The sequence below is a fragment of the Caballeronia sp. LZ065 genome (genome assembly GCF_031450975.1).
In the GTDB taxonomy this organism is placed as follows: domain Bacteria; phylum Pseudomonadota; class Gammaproteobacteria; order Burkholderiales; family Burkholderiaceae; genus Caballeronia.
Genome location: NZ_JARUXV010000001.1, coordinates 1336614 through 1356874 on the forward strand (window position 1 = coordinate 1336614; position 20261 = coordinate 1356874).

A 20261-nucleotide genomic window follows, 5' to 3' on the forward strand; every position below is an offset into this window, starting at 1 on the left:
TGAAGCCCCGCGCAGGCCGCTCGCCGCGGTTAGAACGGCTGCGGCCCGCCGCCCTGATCGACGCTCATGCAATGGGTGACGAGTCCCGTCTCCTTGCGCCAGAGATGCAGGCCGAAGGCGGGCGGCTCCATGACGAACGCCTCGGGCGCGCCGTGCCTCAGTTGCAGCGCGACCTGATGCGCCGTGGACGGCGCGCACCACGCGAGCGTGCCGCCGAAGCGCGCGCTGATCGCACGATGCACGTGACCGCACACGATGCGCTCCACGTTCGGATGGCGGCGCAGCAGCGCGTCGAGCGCGCGGCTGTCGTCGGGCGCGAGCCGGATCTCGTCTATGAACTCGATGCCGCAGGCAAACGGCGGATGATGCATGCCGATCAGCACGGGCCGCTCCGGGCACGCGTCGAGTTGTGCTTCGAGCCAGGCCAGCCGGGCGGGGCACAGCCGTCCGGAACCGTGGCCGGGATCCAGGGTATCGAGCGCGATCACGCGCACCTCGCCGACATCGAACGCGTAATGAATGAAGTCAGCGGGATCGGCCAGCGGCAGGCGGTCCATGAAGACGGCGCGCAGGGTGTCGCGCGCATCGTGATTGCCAGCCATCGGATACCACGGCATGGCCAGGCGGTCGAGCAGCGTGCGCAAGTGCCGGTATTCGTCGAGACCGCCCGCATCGACGAGATCGCCGGTGATGAGCACGGCATCGGGGCGCGGGTCGAGCGCATTCAGGGCGTCGATGGCGCGCACCAGACAGGCGGCCGTATCGACCTGGCCATAGGCGAGCGTGCCCGGCGGCGTGATGTGCAGATCGGTGATCTGGGCTAGCAGCATGGCTCGATCTCCTCGATGCGGCCGCGCGGTGGGGCGGGCGGCCGGGTCTCGCGGTGAGCTTACTCGGCGTCGGCGTCGTCGGCCGGCGGCTTGGGGGCGAGCTTCGCGGGCAACAGCCACTGGAAGCCCGTCATCGATTGCTCGCTGAAGGTGCATTCGGCCGCGGCGTACTTCGTGACCCTCTTGGCCTTGTCGGCAGCAGGCGGCGGGCTCCGCTCGTCGATGGTCGCATGCACGATCACCCGCGATCCATGATAGGCGGCGTTGGAGCCGGTGATCTTGAGCGGCGCGCTGGCGGCGTCGGGGTAATCCGCGATCATCTTCCCCTTGCAGGCTTCGACGTTCTTGTAATAAGACGTGCAGCCGGCGAGCGTGACGAGCGGAAGGGCGAGCAGCAACAGCAGCGAGGACATGCGATTCATCAATGAATCCGGTCGATGCCCGGCGCAGCCAGCGGCGTTCGGGCGTGATGAGAGTCGGGGCGGAGCTTTATAACATGTGCGCGGCCGTGCATTACTGTAGTGCATCGCGGCGGGGCGCGCCCCTGGCCGATCGGGCAGCTTGTCTTGTCGCGTGATGCGGTAGCACAATCGGCACGGCGTGCTTCCCTTTGCGTATCGGCGCGCTCGGACTGCGTGTCTAACGATGGAGACGATCGTCATGGAAAAAGACATCGAAGTGGGCGATTACTTGCTCGCCCTGCAGACCGTGCCGCGGTTGCGCCCGAGCGTTGACGGCGCGAACGCGAACGCCGACGCCGAAGCCGACGCCGACGCCGACGCGGCGCCGTCCGAAGGCTATGCGATCCGCGTGCGCGTTACGCGCCTCGACCGCCAACCGGTCCACGGCGGCCGCGTGGCCGACGAATCCGGCGAGATGACCGGCGACCACGGTCCGTTCGAGACCGTCGCCGAGGCCATTGCGCATGGCGAGGCCTGGGGCCGTCACTACGTGGCGCGCGTGCTGGGACATTCGGTGTAGGGAGGCGGGCGAAAGCGGGGTGCGCGTCCCCGCATGATGCGGGGTGCGCCTCCCGGGTGGTCCTCGCTAGACTGGCCTCGTCGTCCGGATGCCGGCCGGCATGACCGAGCTGCGGAGGCCGCCATGACGTCCCTGACCCTGCCCATGGCGCTGTATGTCACGCCGAACTACATTGCTTCGGTACGGCGCGGCAAGGCGCGCGAATCGTTCAGCGGGAAGGTGCGCTTCATCGGCGTGGAGGCGCTGCCATTCGATATCGAGCATCTGTGCGTGTTCGATCGCGATACGCCGATCGAAGCGCTGTTCGATGCCGTGCGGGACGCCGAGCGGCTGCTCGATGCCGTGTGAGATCGGCGGCATGTTTTACGTGCACGTTGGACTCGTTTCGCGCGCGCCACACACTGGGTAATAATTATTTGGCGGCTTCTTAATACCGATAATAAAATCCGCGCATCAAAAAAACCATGAGAACGACCGATGTTCGGGGCTGTACGCAGAGTAGTCGCCTGGAGAGGGACGGCGGTGATGTACCTGGCCGTTTTGTGGACCGTGTCGATGCTGCATGTTTTTACGGGATGGGCCGATAACGGCGATTTTGCGCGCACGTTCCGCTTTTTGATCGACAACCCGCTCGGCTGGAACACCGACATGCCGGACATCGGTACGGCGGCGTGGCAACAACGCTATTTCCACGTCTGGATGGACAACTGGCAGGTGTGCTCGCATCCTCCCTGCTTCGAGCGTCTGTATTCTTTCTCCACGCACAAGATCTGGATGATCGTCCAGCTTCTCAGTTCCATTGCGCTGACGGGGAGCGCGTCGGCGTATTCGGTGATCGCGGGTTCCGTACCCGGGCGTCTCGCCTATGCCGCGGCCTATACGGGGTTTTTCCTTGCGCTGCGGCGTCATGCGGGCCACCGCGCCGCATGGGCCTATCTCATCCTGATTACGCCGGTCGCGCTGTCTTCGTCGTTCATCGCGTTCCTGAATTCGTTCTTCGAAGAGCAGTCGATGATCATCGGCCTGCCGATGCTCGGCGCTTGCCTTCTGATCTTCCGCGCGCGCGGACGGCGTCGGGATGCGCTGGCCGCGTTCGGGCTGGGATGCTTCATCGCGCTGTCGAAGACGGCTTACTTCGCGTTGCCGCTGGTGCTCGCGCCCTTCATTGCGGGCGCGTTCGGAGCGCGCAAAACGGCGTGCGCGGCCGTGCTGGCGACGGTCATCGCGCTGTTGCCTTCGGTGTACGGACCCAATACCGACAGCAACAAATATCATGCGCTGTACTTCGGCATTCTCAGTGAGCTGAAGACTCACGACGGCATCGTCGTGGCGAAGATCGGCAACAAGCCGGTACTCGCCGCGTGCATCGGCAACCCGGGCTATGACGAGGCCGGCGTGCAATGCGTGCGCGATGCGCAGGCGACGTATCTGGACACGGTGCGCGTCGCGCTCGCGCATCCGGGCATTCTTCCGGCCATGGCGCGGTACGTGCTCGACAAGGGCAAGCAGACCCAGCTGCCCGGCCTCGGGATGAGCATGCCGAACGCGCCGAGTTTCGCGAACGCCCCGTTGTTCCGGCTTTGGTCACGCATGTATGCGCATCGGCTGAACGTGCTGATTTTGGGGTTGGCGCTTGTCGTGGCGTGGCGTGCGCAGGCGCGGAGAATCGGCGCGGTAGCGGCGACAGGCTTGTTTTTCGCGGCTTGGGGCGCGCTGCAATACGCGCTCGTGCTCGCGGACGGCTTCATGGAGGTCGAGAAGCATCTGATCGGGGCGAACTACTGTCTGTCTTTTGCGGGCGTGCTGTTCGCCGCTGCGCTGTGCGCGAGCACGGCGAGGGTCGCGGTGCGCGGAACGAAGGGCTGGCGGACGTGGCGTCGTTCGTCATCGGCGGGAATCGATGCGGGCGCTGGATGGGCGGCTACGCTGCCTGGAACGGCGGAGCGCGCGTATGACGCGGGATCGACTGTCGATGAGCGCGGCGCGACGGCGGCGCGAGTGAAGGAGAGCGTGAGCGCGTGAAGCGGGTGGCGTGCGCTCGAGCTGAATGTGCGATGCGGGTATGTGAGCGGGATCGGCATCCGGGGTTGTGCGGCGCGGGGAAACCCCGGCGCCCCGAGTGCTCCACTACCGGTATTCGTCAAGTTCGATCGTGCCTCCCATCGCTTCCATCATCTCGTGCGCAAACGGCGGAATGTCCGGAACCCGCGCGCCGGAATCGTTGCGCCAGTAGCACCACAGCGCGAGCGTTGCGCCTTGGGCTTCCAGGAATGCGCGCGCGTCCCTGCGCGGCAGCGACAGGCGGCTTTGAAGGAAAATCAGATGCGGCGCGAGAGAGTCGGACTTGGTACCGGGTCCGCTTGAAAACGCCCATAGACCTAGCTGTGCAGGGCGAGGACTCATTCGACCAGACGGCAGTTTGAATCGCTCTCCTTTCGTGGACGTGCGACTTGGCGTGACGCCGAAAAATGCTGTCCAGAACACGGGCAGCACGGTGGGGCCGGAGATAATCAGCGTCGCGTTAGCAAGGGCGTTCCGTATGTCCGCAGCGGTGTTTTCAGGGCGCATAGTTGTGGATGTTGTCATCGAGAATCTGCTTCTTGAATTCCACGCTCCCGTCGTCGTAGAAAATCACATTGTCATTCGGCCTTAGTCCGTTCGGTGGTTTGAAGACGTGCAGCATGGCGCCGAAGGTATCGCGTTCGTATCCGAGCATTCTGGCGCCGTGGTCTGGATTGTTCGTCTTGGCCGCCAGCTCCATCGCTTCTTCGCTGAGCGTGTGCGGCACGTACACGAATGGCTCTGTCTCGAGCGCTGTCGCAATCGTACCGTCAGGCAGCACGTCGCCTGGATTGGCCGCCATGATTGCGAAGAAGTGGTTGCGCGGCTTCGGCGGCCGTGCAGGAATCTCGAACGGTCGGACGCGGGCCACCGCCTCGGTTGCGCGCTGGAAGAGTGGCAGCGCCGCGACGGCTTCCCGTGACTTCGGCGCAGGCCGCGCATCGCCGCCGCCCCTTTGGATGAAAGTCGTCGTGCGCGCCGGACGGTCCGGAACGGTCACCAGCTCGCCTGTTTCAATCGCGCGCTTGGTCTTTCGAAGACGCTCTGCGTCCTCATCTCTCACGCCAATCAACTCGACCAGCTCGCTCAGCACGCGACGATCGTTCGACCAGGTCATCGAATCCGCGAGGAACATGCGCGCCTGTGCGGCGGCGCGCGCCTCATCATCGCTGTTCATGTAAAGCACGTCACGGCGGCGCTGCACGATGATCCCCGCGTTGAATACTTTGACTTCCTGACTCAAGCGTGTCTCCCTGCTGTGAGGGCGTATTAGTAGCATGGCGAAATATCGCGCCGCTCACCCGCATGGGCGAGGATCATGCAGCGCTCGCGCACTCTGGCGCGGCCGCCCGAAGTGGTACTTCGTGCACGATTACTCTCCGCCAGCGTCGGCCAGCTACCGGTCTTGTCGATCGGCGCCGCATTGCGTCAGGCAGTTTCGGTACGGGGTATGGGGCACTCATGAAGCCACACATCTCGAAGGTGCCTGCCAAAATGCCCGTGTGGATAACAAAAAACCCCGAGAGCGCTACGCTGTCGGGGTCTCTGGTCATCTTTGCGTCGCCTGAAATCTGCCTGGTACCGGGGACCGGACTTGAACCGGCAAGCCGTTAGGCGGCGGATTTTAAGTCCGCTATGTTTACCAATTTCATCACCCCGGCAGGGCGGACGCGATTCTACCATTGCGCATCCATCAGCCAAAACCCGCGCATGCGGTTCGACACGGGTTTCACCGTCACGCATAATCGGCGGCACTGTTCATGCAACCCGCACCTCACGATGAGCCCACGCCGCCTGAAAGACGCCGGCGTCGACGTCAGGAGAGCACCATGCGCATCGGCCTGATCTCCGATACCCACAACCTCTTGCGCCCCGCAGCGCTCGACGCACTGCGCGGCTGCGCGCACATCATCCATGCCGGCGACATCTGCCGGCGCGACGTGCTCGACAGCCTGACGGCGCTCGCGCCGCTGACCGTCGTGCGCGGCAACAACGACACGGGTGCGGACCTGGCCCATCTGCCGGAGCACGCGCACATCGAACTCGGCGGCGTGTCGATCCACGTCGTGCACGACATCGCCGACATACCGAAGCAGCTCGCGGGCATCGACGTGATCGTCACCGGACATTCGCACAAGCCGCTGATCGAGCGGCGCGCCGCCACGCTCTTTGTGAATCCCGGCAGCGCAGGACCGCGCCGCTTCAAGCTGCCGATCACACTGGCGCTGCTCGACATCGGCACCGGAACGCTCGACGCGCGCATCGTGACGCTTGCGCCATGAAAAAGCCGATGCGTGAAGCATCGGCCTTCGACCACTCATGCCACGACAACCGTGATCAGGCGCGCACCGTACCTTCCGGGAACGCGTCATCCATTTCGCCCGCTTCTCGATGACCGCGCAGGATTGCATGCGCTTCCGAGTGCGAGCCAACTGCCGGCGGCGAACCCTTCAACGGCTTCTTCGCCGATTCATGCAGCGCGATCACCGACACGATGCCGATCACCGACGCGCCCATCAGATAGTAAGCGGGCATCATCAGCATGCCGGTCTTGCCGACGAGCCATGCCGTGACGAGCGGCGTCGTGCCGCCGAACAGCGACACTGACACATTGAAGCCGATGGCAAGCGCGCCATAGCGGATCTTCGTCGGGAACAGCGCCGGCAGCGACGACGGCATCACGCCCGTGAACGTCGAGAGCAGCGCGCCGAGAATCATCATGCCCGTGAAGATCGAAGGAATCGTGCCCATGCGGATCAGCGTGAGCGCCGGGATCGACAGCAGCAGCAAACCGACGCAGCCCGCGAGCATCACCGGCTTGCGGCCCACGACATCGGAGAGGCGGCCGAACAGCAGCGTCAACGGCATCATCAGCACCATCACGACGAGCACGATGAACAGGCCATGCGTCTCGTTGAACTTGAGCGTCGCGGACAGATAGCTCGGCAGATATGACAGCGCCATGTAGTCGGTCACGTTGAAGATCAGCACGAGGCCCACGCATTGCAGCAGCGGGCGCCATTGCTGGACCAGGGTCTCGCGGAACTGCTGCTTGGTGGTCTCGTGCGAAACGGCTTCCGCTTTCTCGGCTTCACGCTGGAACGCCGGGGTCTCTTCCAGCTTCATCCGGATATACAGGCCGATCAGACCGAGCGGTCCCGCGATCATGAACGGAATGCGCCAGCCCCACGACAGCAGCGCGTGCTCCGACATCACCGCCGTCAGCACCGCCACGACACCGGCGCCGAGCACATAGCCCACCAGCGTGCCGAATTCGAGGAAGCTCGCCATGAAGCCGCGCTTCTTGTCCGGCGAGAACTCGGCGATGAAGGTCGCCGCGCCGCCGTATTCGCCGCCCGTCGAGAAGCCCTGCACCAGGCGCGCGACCAGCAGCAGTACCGGCGCCAGCACGCCGATGCTGTCATAGCTCGGAATCAGGCCGATCGCGAACGTGCCGAGGGCCATCATGATCATCGTCATCGCGAGCACGCGCTTGCGGCCGATGCGGTCGCCGAGCGGGCCGAACACCATGCCGCCGATCGGCCGCACAAGGAACGCGGCCGCGAACGTGCCGAAGGTCGCAAGCAGCTGCGCAGCCGGGCTGCTCGACGGGAAGAACACCTTGCCGAGCGTCACGGCGATATAGCTGTACACGCCGAAGTCGAACCACTCCATCGCGTTACCGATGGCCATGGCGCCGACGGCACGCTTGAGCAGGGACTGGTCGACGATCGTGATGTCGTCGAGGGTGAGGTCGGATTTCTGGCTCGATGAATCGCTGGTGCGCCAAAGGCCCTCGTGATGGGAAGACATGTTTCGAAGACTCCGTATTCAATCCCGAACACGCCGAAGCGTGGCTTCGGGCGCGCCATCGAAGCATCGACGGCGCGAATTGCCGGGAGAGTGCAGTTTCGCGACGGCGCCGCCATGCAAGGCAGCGGAAAACGATCGCCAATGGCTCCGCGCAGCGTCGAATGAAGCGGACGCTGAAATTGAGGTAGCAAACGCGGTGCCGGTGTATCGCGGTGGGTCGCGAAATTGCACTCGGGTGTAACCAACGAGTTTGACGTGCGGACGGTCAACCCCGGCAGTCAGCCTGGGTTGCCGCGGGTGGGCCGCGACGTCGGCGAAAAAACAGCTTGAGACGAAAAAGGCCGGCGTGTTTTGCTGGACCATCGGGTCCATCTGGCAAAAGCAGCTTAAAAACCGACGCGCCTCTTTGTATGAAAAACAGTCACTACCGCGCCGAGTTCGACAGCTTTGATGCTGAACTACGTCGCGTGAATGATGGTGAATTGCTGTTGGTAAGAAGAAGATGATATCACGATGGCAGACGATCTGCAAACCGACCCGTCGAGCGGACACTCCGGGAGACGCTCAATCCCTTACCCCGTCTGGGATAGCGCCAGGTTAGGGCGATGCTTCACGGTGTACCGTCTGGATCAATCTTGCGGATTGCGCGGGCAATAAAAAACCGGCCTGCGGGCCGGTTTTCGTCGAACGGATGATGCGGCAGTTCAGCCTTGCGGCGGCACGTAGCCGGACGCGGTATCGGCGCCTTCGCCGAAGAAGTATTTCTCCGTCTGCTTGATCAGATACTGGCGCGCGCGCGGATCGGCCATGTTCAGGCGATTCTCGTTGATGAGCATCGTCTGCTGCTTGAGCCAGCCCTGCCAGGCTTCCTTCGAAACCGTTTCATAGATGCGCTTGCCGAGTTCGCCCGGCAGCGGCGGGAAATCCAGTCCTTCGGCTTCCTTGCCGAGCTTCGCGCATTGAATCATTCGGGCCATTGTGTCTTTCTCCTCTGTATCGGGGGGAGAGGCGCCGTCTCGCGCCTCTCGAAAACGGTTCTTCAAAGCTGTTTCATCAGCACGAGCGACTTGCGCTGCCAGTTGTAGAGGCGGCGGCGGTCTTCCGGCAGGTCGTCGACAGTGACCTTGACGAAGCCGCGCTTCAGGAACCAGTGCTCGGTGCGCGTCGTCAGCACGAAAATGCGCGTGAGACCGCGCGCGCGAGCGCGCTGCTCGATGCGTTTCAGGAGCCGTTCGCCGTCGCCGGAACCCTGCGCTTCGGGCGCGACCGTCAGGCAGGCCATCTCGCCGATGCGCTCCTGCGTATAGGGATACAGCGCCGCGCAGCCGAACAGCACGCCATCGTGCTCGATGACCGAAAAATGGTCGATGTCGCGTTCGATCTGGTGGCGGCCGCGGCGCACCAGCGTGCCGTCGGACTCGAGCGGCTCGATCAGCGTGAGAATGCCGCCGACGTCGTCCGGCGTGGCCTCGCGCAGGCTCTCGAGATTCTCGTACGAGATCATCGTGCCGACGCCGTCGTGCAGGAACAGTTCGAGCAGCACGCTGCCGTCGAGCGCGTACGGAATGATGTGACCCCGCGCCACGCCGCCACGGCAGGCGCGAATCGTATGCTTCAGGTAGAACGCGGTGTCGCCCTGCAATTCGCCGCTTTCCTGCAGGCGGTAGGCGTCGTCGAGCGACATTTCGCGCACCAGTTCGCCTTCCGCATCGGCGAGACCAGGGATCTCCGTGACGAAGATGATCTTGTCGGCGCGCAACGCGATGGCGGCGGCGGAGGCGACGTCTTCCATCGACAGGTTGAAGGCTTCGCCGGTGGGCGAGAAGCCGAGCGGGGAAAGCAGCACGAGCTTGTTGCTGGCGAGCGACTGGCGCACGGAATCGCCGTCGATCTTGCGCACGACGCCGGTGTGCTGGAAATCGACGCCGTCGAGAATGCCGACCGGCCGCGCCGTCACGAAGTTGCCCGACACGACGCTGATGTGCGCGTGCGCCATCGGCGTATTGGGCAGCCCCTGGCTGATTGCGGCCTCGATGTCGAGGCGCACTTCGCCGGCGGCTTCCTTGGCGGATTCGAGCGCGCGCGCGTCGGTGATGCGCAGGCCGTGCGAAAACGACGACTCGACGCCGTGCAGACTCAGCTGTTCGTCGAGCTGCGGGCGCGAGCCGTGCACCAGAACGACGTGGATGCCCATGGCGTGAAGCAGGCCGACGTCCTGCACGAGCGCATTCAGGCGTCCTTCCTGCACCAGTTCCCCGCCGAACGCCACGACGAACGTCTTGTTCCGGAACGCGTGGATATACGGCGCGACGGAGCGCATCCAGTCGACGAACTGGGCATGGGGATCGGGCGCTTCCGGCTCGGCCGCGGCCAGTGGCGATGCCGCTTGAGGAGTCATCGTGAGGTCGGTTTGAGAATTCATCCCGGGATTATAATGCGACGCTATGTCGAATGTTTCTCGTCCCTCGCGTCCCTCGCGTCCCGCGCGCCCTTCAAGTCTTGAGCAGGCAGACACGTCCCGGTCCGCCGACTCCTCCACCGATCCCCTGACGCAGTTGCGGCAACTGCGGGACAGTCTGCGGCGCGACGCGCAGGAAGCGCCCGAACCCTCCGGCGATGCCGCGACGCTGAGCAAGAAGGAACTGGCCGCACGGCGTTTCGCCGGCACGGCGGGCGCGCAGCCGCAAAAGGGAGCGGAGCGGGGAAGCGCGCCGCGTGAGGCGGCCGGCACGGGGGCACGGAAACCGGCGTCGGGGGTTGCGGGCGTTCGTGCACCGTTCACGCAGGATTCGCCGAAATCGCAAGGGGCGCAGGCGCCGCGTCAGTCGATGCAGGCGCAAACCGCGCCGACGTCACGACCCGCACATTCCGGAGAGGCTTCGCAGCGGCAGCCTGCGCCTGCGCAGGCTGAACGCGCAAGCGAACCGCAAGCGGCGCGGCCGTCGCGGCCCGGACGCGAGGAAGCGCAGCGCGATCGCGGCGAGCGCACGCCGCGCGCGCCGCAACCGCATGCATCACAGACCGGTCGGCCTGCTGGGACGAAGTCCGCTGCGCCGGGCGGCGAACGCCGGGGCGCGGCGTCTTCGACGGATGCCAGCCGGGTCAGTGAAGAGCGCCGCACGCGCCACGTGGGCGAAGGCGAAGGCGAAGGCGAAGGCGAAGGCGTTGAATCGCGAGAGGCGCGTCAAGCTCGCGAATCGCGCAGAGGCGCTGAACCACGTGAGTCGCGTCAAGCACACAAAGCCCACGAAACCGCCGACCCGCGCGACCCGCGCGACCCGCGCGACCCGCGTCAGACCCGCGAACCGCTCGAAACCGCCCGATCGCGCGAACCGCGACAAGCGCGCGAATTCCGCGTAGCCGCCGAACCACGCGAATCGCGCGAAGGCGCGGAAACACGCGAGTCGCGTCAAGCACACGAAGCCCGCGAAGCCGCCGAAACACGTGAGCCGCGTCAAGCTCGCGAATGGCGCGACGCCGCCGAACAGCGCGAACCACGTCAAGCACGCGGATCCCGCGAAGCTGCGGAATCGCGCGAGCCGAGTGAAGCTCGCGAAAGCGCCAAACCGCGTGAACCGCGTCAAACCCGCGAACCGCGCGAACCGCGCGAAGCCGCCGAACCGCGCGAGGCGCTTCAGGCTCACGAGCCACGCGAAGCCGCGGAGACGCGCGAACCCCCGGAGACGCGCGAACCCCCGGAGACGCGCGAACCCCGTCAGGCACGCGCGACGCGCGCAGCCGGCGATCCACGCGAACTCCGTCCCCCCCGGCCGCCACGCGTCATCACGCCCAACCCCGTCCCGCCCATCACTTTCCCGGAAGCCTTGCCCGTTTCCGGCCGGCGCGAGGAAATCGCCCGGGCGATCGCCGCACATCAGGTCGTGATCGTCAGCGGCGAAACCGGCTCCGGCAAGACCACGCAGTTGCCCAAGATCTGCCTCGCGCTCGGGCGCGGGCGGGGCGCGGGCGGCAGCGGCCTGATCGGTCATACGCAGCCGCGCCGGATCGCGGCATCCGCGACCGGACGGCGCATCGCCGAGGAACTGGGCACGCCGTTCGGCGAAGTGGTCGGCTACAAGGTGCGCTTCACGGACAATCTCGCGCCCGGCGCCTCCGTCAAGCTGATGACCGACGGCATCCTGCTCGCCGAGACCCAAACCGATCCGCTGCTCACGGCCTACGACACGATCATCATCGACGAGGCCCACGAGCGCAGTCTCAACATCGACTTCCTGCTCGGCTATCTGAAAGAGATCCTGCCGAAGCGCCCGGAACTGAAGCTGATCGTCACGTCCGCGACCATCGACGCCCAACGCTTCGCGCGCCACTTCGGCAGCGACGAGCACCCGGCGCCGGTGATCGAAGTCAGCGGCCGTCTGTATCCGGTGGAAGTGCGCTATCGGCCGATCGAGGAAGACAGCGTCGCGGTGAAGTCCGCGCAGGGCACCTTGCCCAAACGCGGCGAGCGCAACGACCGCAAGAGCGACCGCGACCTGATGGAAGCCATCGTCGATGCCGTCGATGAGCTTTGCCGCGTCGGTTCCGGCGACGTGCTCGTGTTCCTCCCCGGCGAGCGCGAAATCCGCGATGCCGCCGAGGCCTTGAGAAAGCATCATCCGCCGCACACCGAAATCCTGCCGCTGTTCGCACGGCTCTCGGCGCAGGAGCAGGAGCGGGTGTTCCGGCCGTCGAACGCGCGGCGCATCGTGCTCGCCACCAACGTCGCCGAAACCTCGCTGACGGTGCCGGGCATTCGCTATGTGGTCGATACCGGCATGGCGCGCGTGAAGCGCTATTCATATCGCAACAAGGTGGAGCAGTTGCAGATCGAGCCGGTGTCGCAGGCGGCGGCGAACCAGCGCGCCGGGCGGTGCGGCCGCGTCGCGGACGGCGTGTGCATCCGTCTCTACGACGAAGCCGACTTCCAGATGCGCCCGCGTTTCACCGATCCCGAGATCCTGCGCTCGTCGCTCGCGGCGGTCATTCTGCGGATGAAGTCGCTGCATCTGACCGCGATCGAAACCTTCCCGTTCATCGAGCCGCCGCCGGGACGCGCGATCGCCGACGGCTATCAGCTGCTGAACGAACTCGGCGCCGTCGATGACGACAACGCCCTCACGCCGCTCGGCCGCGAGCTCGCGCGTTTGCCGCTCGATCCGCGCGTCGGCCGCATGATCCTCGCCGCGCGCGATCACCACGCGCTGAAGGAGGTGCTGATCATCGCATCGGCGCTCTCGGTGCAGGATCCGCGCGACCGGCCCATCGAGGCGCAGGAACAGGCGGACCAGGCGCACCGCCAGTTCGTCGACGAGCGCTCCGAATTCCTGCAATGGACGCGCATCTGGAAGTGGTTCGAGGACGCGGTCGCGCACAAGAAGTCGAACCGTCAACTCACCGACGCCTGCCGTGCCGTCTTCCTGTCGCACCTGCGGCTGCGCGAATGGCGCGACGTGCACTCGCAACTGCTCACGGTCGTGCGCGAACACGGCTGGCGGCTGAACGAATCGGACGCCACCTTCGAACAAGTGCATCTGTCGCTGCTGACCGGCCTGCTCGGCAACGTCGGCCTGAAGGCCGACGATGAACCGCATTACCTCGGCGCGCGCGGCATCAAGTTCCATCTGTGGCCGGGCTCGGCGCTGCTAAAGAAAGCGGGGCGCTGGGTGATGGCGGGCGAACTCGTCGAGACGAGCCGGTTGTACGCGCGCACCATCGCGAAGATCGAGCCGGAATGGCTCGAAACCGTCGGCGGGCATCTGCTGAAGAAATCGCTCTCGGACGCGCACTGGGAAAAGAAGGCCGCGCAGGTCGTCGCGTTCGAGCGCGCGGTGCTGTATGGCCTGACGGTCTATGCGCGGCGGCGGGTGAGCTTCGGCCAGCAGGATCAGAAATACGCGCGCGAGCTGTTCATTCGCGGCGCGCTGGTCGAGGGCGAGTTCGACACGCGGCTGCCGTTCTTCGCGCACAACCGCAAGCTGGTGGCCGATATCGAGCAGCTCGAACACAAGTCGCGCCGCCAGGACGTGCTGGTCGACGACGAACTGATTTACGCCTTTTACGATGCGCTGCTACCGGAAGGCATGTGGACCGGCGCGGCCTTCGAGCGCTGGTATCGCGACGAGCAAAGGAAGCCAGGTAACGAAAAGCTGCTGTTCCTGTCGCGCGACGACCTGATGCGCCACGAGGCCGCCGGCGTCACCACCGACTTGTTCCCGAAGCGCATGACGATGTCCGGCATCGAGATGACGTTGACCTATCATTTCGAGCCGGGCGCGCCGCGCGACGGCGTCACGCTCGCGGTGCCGCTCTACGGCCTGAATCAGGTCGATGCGCGGCGCGTCGAGTGGCTCGTGCCGGGGATGATCAAGGAGAAGGCGCAACTGCTGCTGAAGTCGCTGCCGCAGAAGCTGCGCCGGCACGTCGTGCCGCTGCCGGACTATGCGGCGGGCTTCGCACAGCGGCATGCCGGACCTGCGTTCGGCGCGGGCGGGCTGGTCGAGTCGCTGATCGCGGATATCCGCGGAGAGACGCAGGTCGCTGTGAAGAGCGCGGACTTCAAGCTCGAGACGCTGCCGGCGCATCTGTTCATGAACTTCAAGGTCATCGACGAGCACGGCCGCCAGCTCGCGATGGGCCGCAATCTCGCGCAACTGCGCGCGGAACTCGGCGGCCAGGCGCAGCAGCAGTTCCAGAAGCTGACGTCGGCGGCGGCCAGCGAGGCGCTGGACGCGCTCTCCGGCGAATCCAGCGCGCCCGTGACGCCGGCGGCGGGCGTCGGCGCCGGCACCGCGCTGTACGAGAACCTGACCACCTGGAACTTCGGCAAGCTGCCCGAACTGCTGGAAATCCGCCGGCGCGGCCAGACGCTGTTCGGCTATCCGGCGCTGGTGGATCGCGCCACGCATTGCGATGTCGAAGTGTTCGATTCGCCCGAGGAAGCGGCGCGCATTCATCGCGCGGGATTGCGGCGGCTGTTCGCGTTGCAGCTGCGCGAGCCGATCCGCTATCTGGAGAAGAATCTGCCGGGTCTGCGCGAGATGTCGCTGCATTTCATGGCGCTCGGCACGGCGGATGAATTGAGCGACCAGATCGTCGGGACGGCGCTGGATCGCGCGTGTTTGCAAGACCCGCTGCCCGATGACGACGCCAGCTTCCACGCCCGCCGCGACGCCGCGAAAGGGCGTCTCACGCTGCTGGCGCAGGAGATCGCGCGCCTGGTCGGCACGATCCTGACCGAATACGCGGCGCTCCCGAAAAAGCTCGCGCAGGCGAAGCCGTTCGCGCAGGCTTACACCGACATCCAGGCGCAGCTGTCCGCGTTGATCGGCAAGCGTTTCGTGATCGACACGCCCTATGCGCAGCTTGCCCATTTCCCGCGTTATCTGAAGGCAATCGGTCTGCGCATCGACAAGCTCAAGGCCGAGCCCGCCCGCGACGCGCGCCAGTTCGCCGACTTGCAGCCGCTCGCGCAACACTACCAGCGCGCGGTGTCGCAGCGCGGCGGCGTCGCGGATGCGCGGCTCGCGGAATATCGCTGGCTGCTGGAGGAGTTGCGCGTGTCGCTGTTCGCGCAGGAGTTGCGCACGCCGATGCCCGTGTCCGTCAAGCGCCTGCACAAGGTCTGGGAGTCGATGCAACGCTGAGCCTGGCGCGCATTATTGCGCCGGGCGGGGCCGCTTATCTCGCAAAATGCCGCGTTCGGTCAACGTGCCGCCCGTGGCAAACGTTCTACAATGACGCCTGGTTTCCGAAGCCAATCTTTCATGCGCAATCTTTTCCGTTCTGGCCGCCCGTCCGGCCGCTTCCGCGCGGCCGCCGCGCGCGCAGTGTTCGCAACCGGCGCGGCGCTCGTCGCCACCGCCGCCTTCGCCAACAATGTCATCGTTCTGAATTCCGCCGAAGCCACGCTGAGTCTCATCGACGAGAACACGCGCCAGGTCGTCGGCACCGTGCCGACCGGCAAGGAACCGCACCATCTGATGGTGACGCCCGACAACACCTCGCTGATCGTCGCGAACTCGGTGTCGAACAACCTGATGTTCGTCGACCCGAAAACCGGCGCGTTCCAGCGCTGGGTGCAGGACATCGAGGATCCGTACCAGATCGGCTTCTCGCCGGACAAGAAGTGGTTCGTGTCGACAGGCCTGCGCCTCGACCGCCTCGACATCTATCACTTCGACGGCAAGAATCTCTCGATGGCGAAGCGCCTGCCGCTCGCGACCATGCCGAGCCACATCGCCTTCACGAAGGACAGCGCGACTGCGTTCATCTCGCTGCAGGTGTCCGGCGAGATCGCCGCCGTCGACCTGGCGACACAGACCGTCAAGTGGAAGATGAAGGTTGGCAAGGTGCCGGCCGGCGTCTGGCTCACGCCGGGCGACAAGTACCTGCTCGTCGGCATGACGGGCGCGGATTACGTGGCCGTGGTGGACTGGCGCAACCAGAAGGTCGTCAAGACCATCACGACGGGCAAGGGCGCGCACAACTTCCGTTCGATGGTGGACGGGAAGCACGTGCTCGTGTCGAACCGTGTGGCGAACACGATCAGCATCATCGATGAGGACGCGCTCACGAATGTCGGCGACATCACCGGACTCCTGCCCGGCCCGGACGACATGGAACTTTCCGCCGACAAGAAGTATCTCTGGGTGACGTTCCGCTTCGCGAAGCATGTCGGCGTGATCGATCTTGCGAGTCGTAAGCTGATCGAAACCATCAAGGTCGGCCGCTCGCCGCACGGCATCTACTTCTACAACCGCGCGCCCGTCACGGCGCCGAACGGGGCGTAGGCGTCGGAGTGAAAGGGCGCTTTGCCGCGCCCTGTACTACGATTGAGGAATGGCCCGCGGTATTGGGCCGCCGCCAGCACCACGGAGCATCATGTTTCATTCCATCGTTTCGCTGCTAGACACCTTTGTTTCGTCGCTGCAGACGCTGCTGTACGTCGACGTGGTCCAGCCGGTGCTGTTCAAGATCGGCATGATGGACTACGACGAGGACACCTACGATGCGCTGTACTGGGTGATCGTCGGCGTGCTGGAAGTGCTCGCGATGTATGCGGTCCTGCGTCCGCTCGAAGCCTTCCGTCCGGCGGAAAACTGGCAAGACCGCAAGGGCGTGCGCGTGGACGTGCTGTACACGTGGATCGTCAAGCTGGGCATCCTCAATCTGTTCTTCTTTTTTACCTTCCAGCCGATCTTCGATTCGCTGCAAAGCTGGCTGCGTCTCCACGGCATACCGAATCTCGAGATCGACAATCTGTGGCCCGGCGTCACCACGCAGCCGCTCGTCACCTTCGTCATCTATCTGCTGATCCTCGACTTCGCCGGCTACTGGTATCACCGGCTGGAGCATCGCATCGGCATCTGGTGGGAACTGCATGCGGTGCACCACAGCCAGCAGAAGATGTCGCTGTGGAGCGACGACCGCAACCATCTGCTCGACGATATCCTGCAGGCCAGCGTCTTCGCGCTGGTTGCGCTGGTGATCGGCGTGGAGCCGTCGCAGTTCGTCATGCTCGTCGCCATCACCAATTTCATGCAAAGCGTGCAGCACGCCAACATCCGCCTGCATTTCGGCTGGCTTGGCGAGCGCATCGTCGTCAGTCCGGCGTTTCATCGGCGTCATCATGCGATCGGCTTCGGGCACGAAGGCACCACCTACGGCTGCAACTTCGGCGTGCTGTTCTCCTTCTGGGACATCCTGTTCCGCTCGGCGTCGTTTGACCGCACGGTCGAGCCGACCGGCATCCGCGACCAGCTCGGCGCGCCGGGCGTGATCCCCGTACGTTACGGCGACGGCTTCTTCGAACAGCACTGGCTCGCGTTCAAGCGCATCGGCGCGCGGCTCTCGAACCGCCGCGCCCGCGCGTCCGATTCCGCAGCCGTCTGATCTCTGCCTCTTCCTTACCAGCGCCCGCACGCGGCGCTGGTTTATCCTGTTGTTTCCTCTTTTCCCTGACGATCACGCATGAATGACTTGCTGCGTTCGTTCGTGCGCGCGGTGGCGAACGTCTTACATCCGCGCATGCTGTGGCTCACGCTGATGCCCTTCGGCGTCGCGACGGTGGCGTGGGGCGGCCTGCTGTGGTTCTTCTGGCAGACGCTCACCGGCGCCGCCAACGGCTTGCTCGAAGGCTGGGCGCTCACTTCTGCGATGTACCGGCTGTTCGACGCGGTCGGCTTCTCGTCGCTGCATGCGGTGATTGCGCCGTTCCTGGTCGTCATCATGACGATTCCGCTGATCGTCGTGACGGTGCTGCTGCTGATCGCGACGCTCTCCATGCCGGGCGTCGTCAAGCTGCTCACGCGCCGGCCGCGCGGCCACTACGCGTCGCTGGAAGAACGGCGCGGCGGCTCGTGGTACGGCAGTCTCGGACATTCGGTGGTGACGACGGTAGTCTGTCTCGTGCTGCTGGCCGTCACGTTGCCGCTGTGGCTGATCCCGCCGTTCTTCGCGCTGATTCCGCCGCTGCTGTGGGGCTGGCTGACGTATCGCGTAATGACCTACGACGCGCTCGCGCTGCACGCGAGCGTCGAGGAACGCCGGGCGATCGTGCGGGACGGACGCTGGCCGTTGCTGGCGATCGGCATCGTGAGCGGCCTGTTCAGTTCCGTCCCGACGATGCTCTGGGCCTGGTCCGTCTGGCTGCTGCCGCTGTTCCCGGTGGTCGCGGTCGTGACGATCTGGGCGTATGCATTCATCCTGGTGTTCTCGGCGCTCTGGTTTGCGCACTACTGCCTGCATGCGCTGGAACGCCTGCGCGCCGGGGAGCCGCAGTATCCGGCGATCACGGTCGAGTCCCGTGAAGTTTTCATCAAGGAACAATGAGGCAATAAAGGGGAATCCCATGGGCATTGGCGTCATCATCATCGGCGATGCAATCCTGTCGGGCCGACGCACCGACAAGCATCTGCCGAAAATCATCGAACTGCTGGGCGCACGCGGGCTGTCGCTGGACTGGGCCGAATATGTCGGCGACGATCCGGCGCGCATCACGGCCACGCTCAAGCGCACTTTCGCGTCCAGCGACATCGTGTTCTCGACGGGCGGCATCGGCGCGACGCCTGACGATCACACCCGCCAGTGCGCGGCCGAAGCGCTCGGGCGTCCGCTCGAACTTCAGCCGGAGGCGGCGGAGCTGATCCGCGCGCGCATCCGCGACACCGCCGAACAGGCCGGCAAGCCGGTCGAGCTGGACTCGCCCGAGAACCTGCATCGCCTGAACATGGGCACGTTTCCGCAGGGCGCGGCCATCATCCCGAACAGCTACAACAAGATTCCGGGCTTTTCGGTCGGCGATCATCATTTCGTGCCGGGTTTTCCGGTCATGGCCTGGCCGATGATCGAATGGGTGCTCGATAACCGTTACGCCCATCTGCATCATGCGGTGCCGCATGTCGAGCGCTCGCTGCTGGTGTTCGGGCTGCCGGAGTCGCGCATCACGCCGCTGATGGTGGCGATCGAACGCGACTTCGAGGGCGTGCGCGCGTTCAGCCTGCCGAGCGTCGGCGATGCGGCGCGCGGCGCGCTGTACGCGCGGTCGCACATCGATCTGGGCGTGAAGGGCGATCCGCAGCAAGCGAACGCGGCGTTCGAGGCGCTGCGCGAGGGCGTGAAGGCGCTGGGCGGCGAGATCGTCGAAGTGCCGCCGGAGCAGGCGAAGTGACGGTGCTCGAAGTCATCGCGACGACCGTGGCCGACGCGCGCGCCGCCGAGCGCGGCGGCGCCGACCGTCTCGAACTGGTCACGGCAATGGGCGAGGGGGGCCTGACGCCCGGTATCGGGCTGGTCGAGGCGATCGTGGAAGCGGTGGCGATTCCAGTGAACGTGATGGTGCGGCCGCACAGCCGCTCGTTCGTCTACGATGCCGACGATATCGCGGTGATGCAGCGCGAGGCGCGCGCGATCGCGAGAACGGGTGCGCATGCGCTCGTGGTCGGGATGCTGCGGGCGGACGGCACCATCGACACGGAAGGGCTGACGCGCGTGGTGCAGGCGGCGGGAGCACTGCCGCTGACGTTTCACCGCGCATTCGACGAAGCACGCGACCTGTTCGCGGCCTTCGACACACTCTCGGCATTCGATACGGTTACAAGCGTGCTGACGTCGGGTGGCAAGGCCTCGGTGCTGGATGCCGCGGAGACGATCACGCGACTGGTCGGCATGGCGGCCGGATCGCACTGTACGGTGCTGGCGGGCGCGGGTCTCGGGGTGGAGACCGTCGCGCCTTTCGTGGCATCGACGGGCGTGCACGCCGTGCATCTGGGTTCCGGCGTGCGCGTCGGGGGACAGGCAATGGCGCCGGTCGATGAAGCCCGGGTCCGGCGTGCGCGGACGTTATTGGACGGGCTGGCTTCCTGAGCGCGACGCGGAGCGGTTGAATGGGCTGTGCGTTGCTTTACCCGATGCCCCGCGTCTTTGAATATGCGCCGAGGGATTTGGACACGAACACGTCACGCAACGCTCACAGGCTTGGCAAGCGACCGATGACGAATTCCTCCCGCGTAGCGAACTCGTCATGGTCCAGTCGAAACCTCGCGTCGCGCCCGGGCAGGGGCAAGCAAAGACCCTGGC

17 protein-coding genes, 1 tRNA gene and 1 pseudogene are annotated in these 20261 nt (G+C 65.3%); 10 read left to right on the forward strand and 9 right to left on the reverse strand.

Annotated elements, in window-relative coordinates; translation table 11 throughout:
- Positions 1–29: 29 nt before the first annotated feature.
- Entirely contained in the window at positions 30–830 is an 801-nt protein-coding gene (locus QCE63_RS06090) for a phosphodiesterase (RefSeq protein WP_309831508.1), read from the reverse strand.
- 59 nt (positions 831–889) lie between these two features.
- Complete coding sequence (locus QCE63_RS06095) at positions 890–1252, reverse strand: hypothetical protein (RefSeq protein WP_309831510.1); 363 nt, start codon at positions 1250–1252, stop codon at positions 890–892.
- A 238-nt stretch (positions 1253–1490) separates the two neighbouring features.
- Between QCE63_RS06095 and QCE63_RS06100 the strand changes: the two genes are divergently transcribed.
- From QCE63_RS06100 to QCE63_RS06110, 3 genes are all read left to right on the forward strand, one after another.
- Positions 1491–1811 carry a hypothetical protein gene (locus tag QCE63_RS06100; RefSeq protein WP_309831512.1) on the forward strand — a complete coding sequence of 107 codons (321 nt, stop codon included), beginning with the start codon at positions 1491–1493 and terminating at the stop codon, positions 1809–1811.
- A gap of 123 nt (positions 1812–1934) precedes the next feature.
- A complete protein-coding gene (locus QCE63_RS06105) occupies positions 1935–2159 on the forward strand; it encodes a hypothetical protein (RefSeq protein ID WP_309831514.1) in 225 nt (74 codons plus the stop codon).
- Between the two features lie 177 nt (positions 2160–2336).
- Positions 2337–3833 carry a hypothetical protein gene (locus QCE63_RS06110; RefSeq protein ID WP_309831516.1) on the forward strand — a complete coding sequence of 499 codons (1497 nt, stop codon included), beginning with the start codon at positions 2337–2339 and terminating at the stop codon, positions 3831–3833.
- A 105-nt stretch (positions 3834–3938) separates the two neighbouring features.
- Here QCE63_RS06110 and QCE63_RS06115 read toward each other — a convergent pair whose 3' ends face one another.
- The 3 genes from QCE63_RS06115 to QCE63_RS06125 all read right to left on the reverse strand — a co-directional run bounded on the left by QCE63_RS06115 (position 3939) and on the right by QCE63_RS06125 (position 5533).
- On the reverse strand, positions 3939–4397 hold the full coding sequence (locus QCE63_RS06115) for a DUF4279 domain-containing protein (RefSeq protein WP_309831518.1): 459 nt from the start codon (positions 4395–4397) through the stop codon (positions 3939–3941).
- The gene (locus tag QCE63_RS06120) at positions 4369–5115 is read right to left on the reverse strand and encodes a hypothetical protein (RefSeq protein ID WP_309831520.1); all 747 of its coding nucleotides are present in this window, start codon (positions 5113–5115) and stop codon (positions 4369–4371) included. The genes QCE63_RS06115 and QCE63_RS06120 overlap by 29 nt, the downstream gene beginning before the upstream one ends.
- A 333-nt stretch (positions 5116–5448) precedes the next feature.
- A tRNA-Leu gene (locus tag QCE63_RS06125) sits at positions 5449–5533 on the reverse strand.
- A gap of 168 nt (positions 5534–5701) precedes the next feature.
- On the opposite strand from QCE63_RS06125, the gene QCE63_RS06130 reads away from it, so the two are divergent.
- Positions 5702–6154, forward strand: coding sequence for a metallophosphoesterase family protein (locus tag QCE63_RS06130; RefSeq protein ID WP_309831522.1), 453 nt, complete (start codon positions 5702–5704; stop codon positions 6152–6154).
- Positions 6155–6209: 55 nt separating this feature from the next.
- Here QCE63_RS06130 and proP read toward each other — a convergent pair whose 3' ends face one another.
- The 4 genes from proP to QCE63_RS06150 all read right to left on the reverse strand — a co-directional run bounded on the left by proP (position 6210) and on the right by QCE63_RS06150 (position 11329).
- Positions 6210–7685 (reverse strand): glycine betaine/L-proline transporter ProP, encoded by a 1476-nt coding sequence (gene proP, locus QCE63_RS06135; RefSeq protein ID WP_309831524.1) that lies wholly within the window; start codon positions 7683–7685, stop codon positions 6210–6212.
- Positions 7686–8389: 704 nt separating this feature from the next.
- Positions 8390–8662 carry an oxidative damage protection protein gene (locus tag QCE63_RS06140; RefSeq protein ID WP_309831527.1) on the reverse strand — a complete coding sequence of 91 codons (273 nt, stop codon included), beginning with the start codon at positions 8660–8662 and terminating at the stop codon, positions 8390–8392.
- A 62-nt stretch (positions 8663–8724) separates the two neighbouring features.
- The gene (argA, locus tag QCE63_RS06145; RefSeq protein WP_309807899.1) at positions 8725–10107 is read right to left on the reverse strand and encodes an amino-acid N-acetyltransferase; all 1383 of its coding nucleotides are present in this window, start codon (positions 10105–10107) and stop codon (positions 8725–8727) included.
- Between the two features lie 592 nt (positions 10108–10699).
- On the reverse strand, positions 10700–11329 hold the full coding sequence (locus QCE63_RS06150) for a hypothetical protein (RefSeq protein WP_309833823.1): 630 nt from the start codon (positions 11327–11329) through the stop codon (positions 10700–10702).
- A 93-nt stretch (positions 11330–11422) separates the two neighbouring features.
- On the opposite strand from QCE63_RS06150, the pseudogene hrpA reads away from it, so the two are divergent.
- The 6 genes and pseudogenes from hrpA to QCE63_RS06180 form a co-directional block, all read left to right on the forward strand.
- Positions 11423–15328 (forward strand): annotated as a pseudogene (gene hrpA, locus QCE63_RS06155) (ATP-dependent RNA helicase HrpA); the annotation flags it as partial.
- A 120-nt stretch (positions 15329–15448) separates the two neighbouring features.
- Entirely contained in the window at positions 15449–16474 is a 1026-nt protein-coding gene (locus QCE63_RS06160; RefSeq protein WP_309831530.1) for a beta-propeller fold lactonase family protein, read from the forward strand.
- A gap of 91 nt (positions 16475–16565) precedes the next feature.
- A complete protein-coding gene (locus tag QCE63_RS06165) occupies positions 16566–17576 on the forward strand; it encodes a sterol desaturase family protein (protein ID WP_309831531.1) in 1011 nt (336 codons plus the stop codon).
- A 78-nt stretch (positions 17577–17654) separates the two neighbouring features.
- A complete protein-coding gene (locus QCE63_RS06170; protein ID WP_309831533.1) occupies positions 17655–18515 on the forward strand; it encodes an EI24 domain-containing protein in 861 nt (286 codons plus the stop codon).
- Positions 18516–18534: 19 nt separating this feature from the next.
- Complete coding sequence (locus tag QCE63_RS06175; protein WP_309831535.1) at positions 18535–19353, forward strand: molybdopterin-binding protein; 819 nt, start codon at positions 18535–18537, stop codon at positions 19351–19353.
- The gene (locus QCE63_RS06180; protein ID WP_309831537.1) at positions 19350–20048 is read left to right on the forward strand and encodes a copper homeostasis protein CutC; all 699 of its coding nucleotides are present in this window, start codon (positions 19350–19352) and stop codon (positions 20046–20048) included. Before QCE63_RS06175 ends, QCE63_RS06180 begins: the two co-directional genes overlap by 4 nt.
- Positions 20049–20261 lie beyond the last annotated feature (213 nt).

What these genes read in the sequence shown, in the direction of transcription:
- QCE63_RS06105 (WP_309831514.1), top strand. Translation starts at nt 1,935, where the DNA reads ATGACGTCCCTGACCCTGCCCATGGCGCTGTATGTCACGCCGAACTAC.
- QCE63_RS06095 (WP_309831510.1), bottom strand. Translation starts at nt 1,252, where the DNA reads ATGAATCGCATGTCCTCGCTGCTGTTGCTGCTCGCCCTTCCGCTCGTC.
- QCE63_RS06100 (WP_309831512.1), top strand. Translation starts at nt 1,491, where the DNA reads ATGGAAAAAGACATCGAAGTGGGCGATTACTTGCTCGCCCTGCAGACC.
- proP (WP_309831524.1), bottom strand. Translation starts at nt 7,685, where the DNA reads ATGTCTTCCCATCACGAGGGCCTTTGGCGCACCAGCGATTCATCGAGC.
- QCE63_RS06115 (WP_309831518.1), bottom strand. Translation starts at nt 4,397, where the DNA reads ATGACAACATCCACAACTATGCGCCCTGAAAACACCGCTGCGGACATA.
- QCE63_RS06110 (WP_309831516.1), top strand. Translation starts at nt 2,337, where the DNA reads ATGTACCTGGCCGTTTTGTGGACCGTGTCGATGCTGCATGTTTTTACG.
- argA (WP_309807899.1), bottom strand. Translation starts at nt 10,107, where the DNA reads ATGAATTCTCAAACCGACCTCACGATGACTCCTCAAGCGGCATCGCCA.
- QCE63_RS06170 (WP_309831533.1), top strand. Translation starts at nt 17,655, where the DNA reads ATGAATGACTTGCTGCGTTCGTTCGTGCGCGCGGTGGCGAACGTCTTA.
- QCE63_RS06165 (WP_309831531.1), top strand. Translation starts at nt 16,566, where the DNA reads ATGTTTCATTCCATCGTTTCGCTGCTAGACACCTTTGTTTCGTCGCTG.
- QCE63_RS06160 (WP_309831530.1), top strand. Translation starts at nt 15,449, where the DNA reads ATGCGCAATCTTTTCCGTTCTGGCCGCCCGTCCGGCCGCTTCCGCGCG.
- QCE63_RS06175 (WP_309831535.1), top strand. Translation starts at nt 18,535, where the DNA reads ATGGGCATTGGCGTCATCATCATCGGCGATGCAATCCTGTCGGGCCGA.
- QCE63_RS06140 (WP_309831527.1), bottom strand. Translation starts at nt 8,662, where the DNA reads ATGGCCCGAATGATTCAATGCGCGAAGCTCGGCAAGGAAGCCGAAGGA.
- QCE63_RS06130 (WP_309831522.1), top strand. Translation starts at nt 5,702, where the DNA reads ATGCGCATCGGCCTGATCTCCGATACCCACAACCTCTTGCGCCCCGCA.
- QCE63_RS06090 (WP_309831508.1), bottom strand. Translation starts at nt 830, where the DNA reads ATGCTGCTAGCCCAGATCACCGATCTGCACATCACGCCGCCGGGCACG.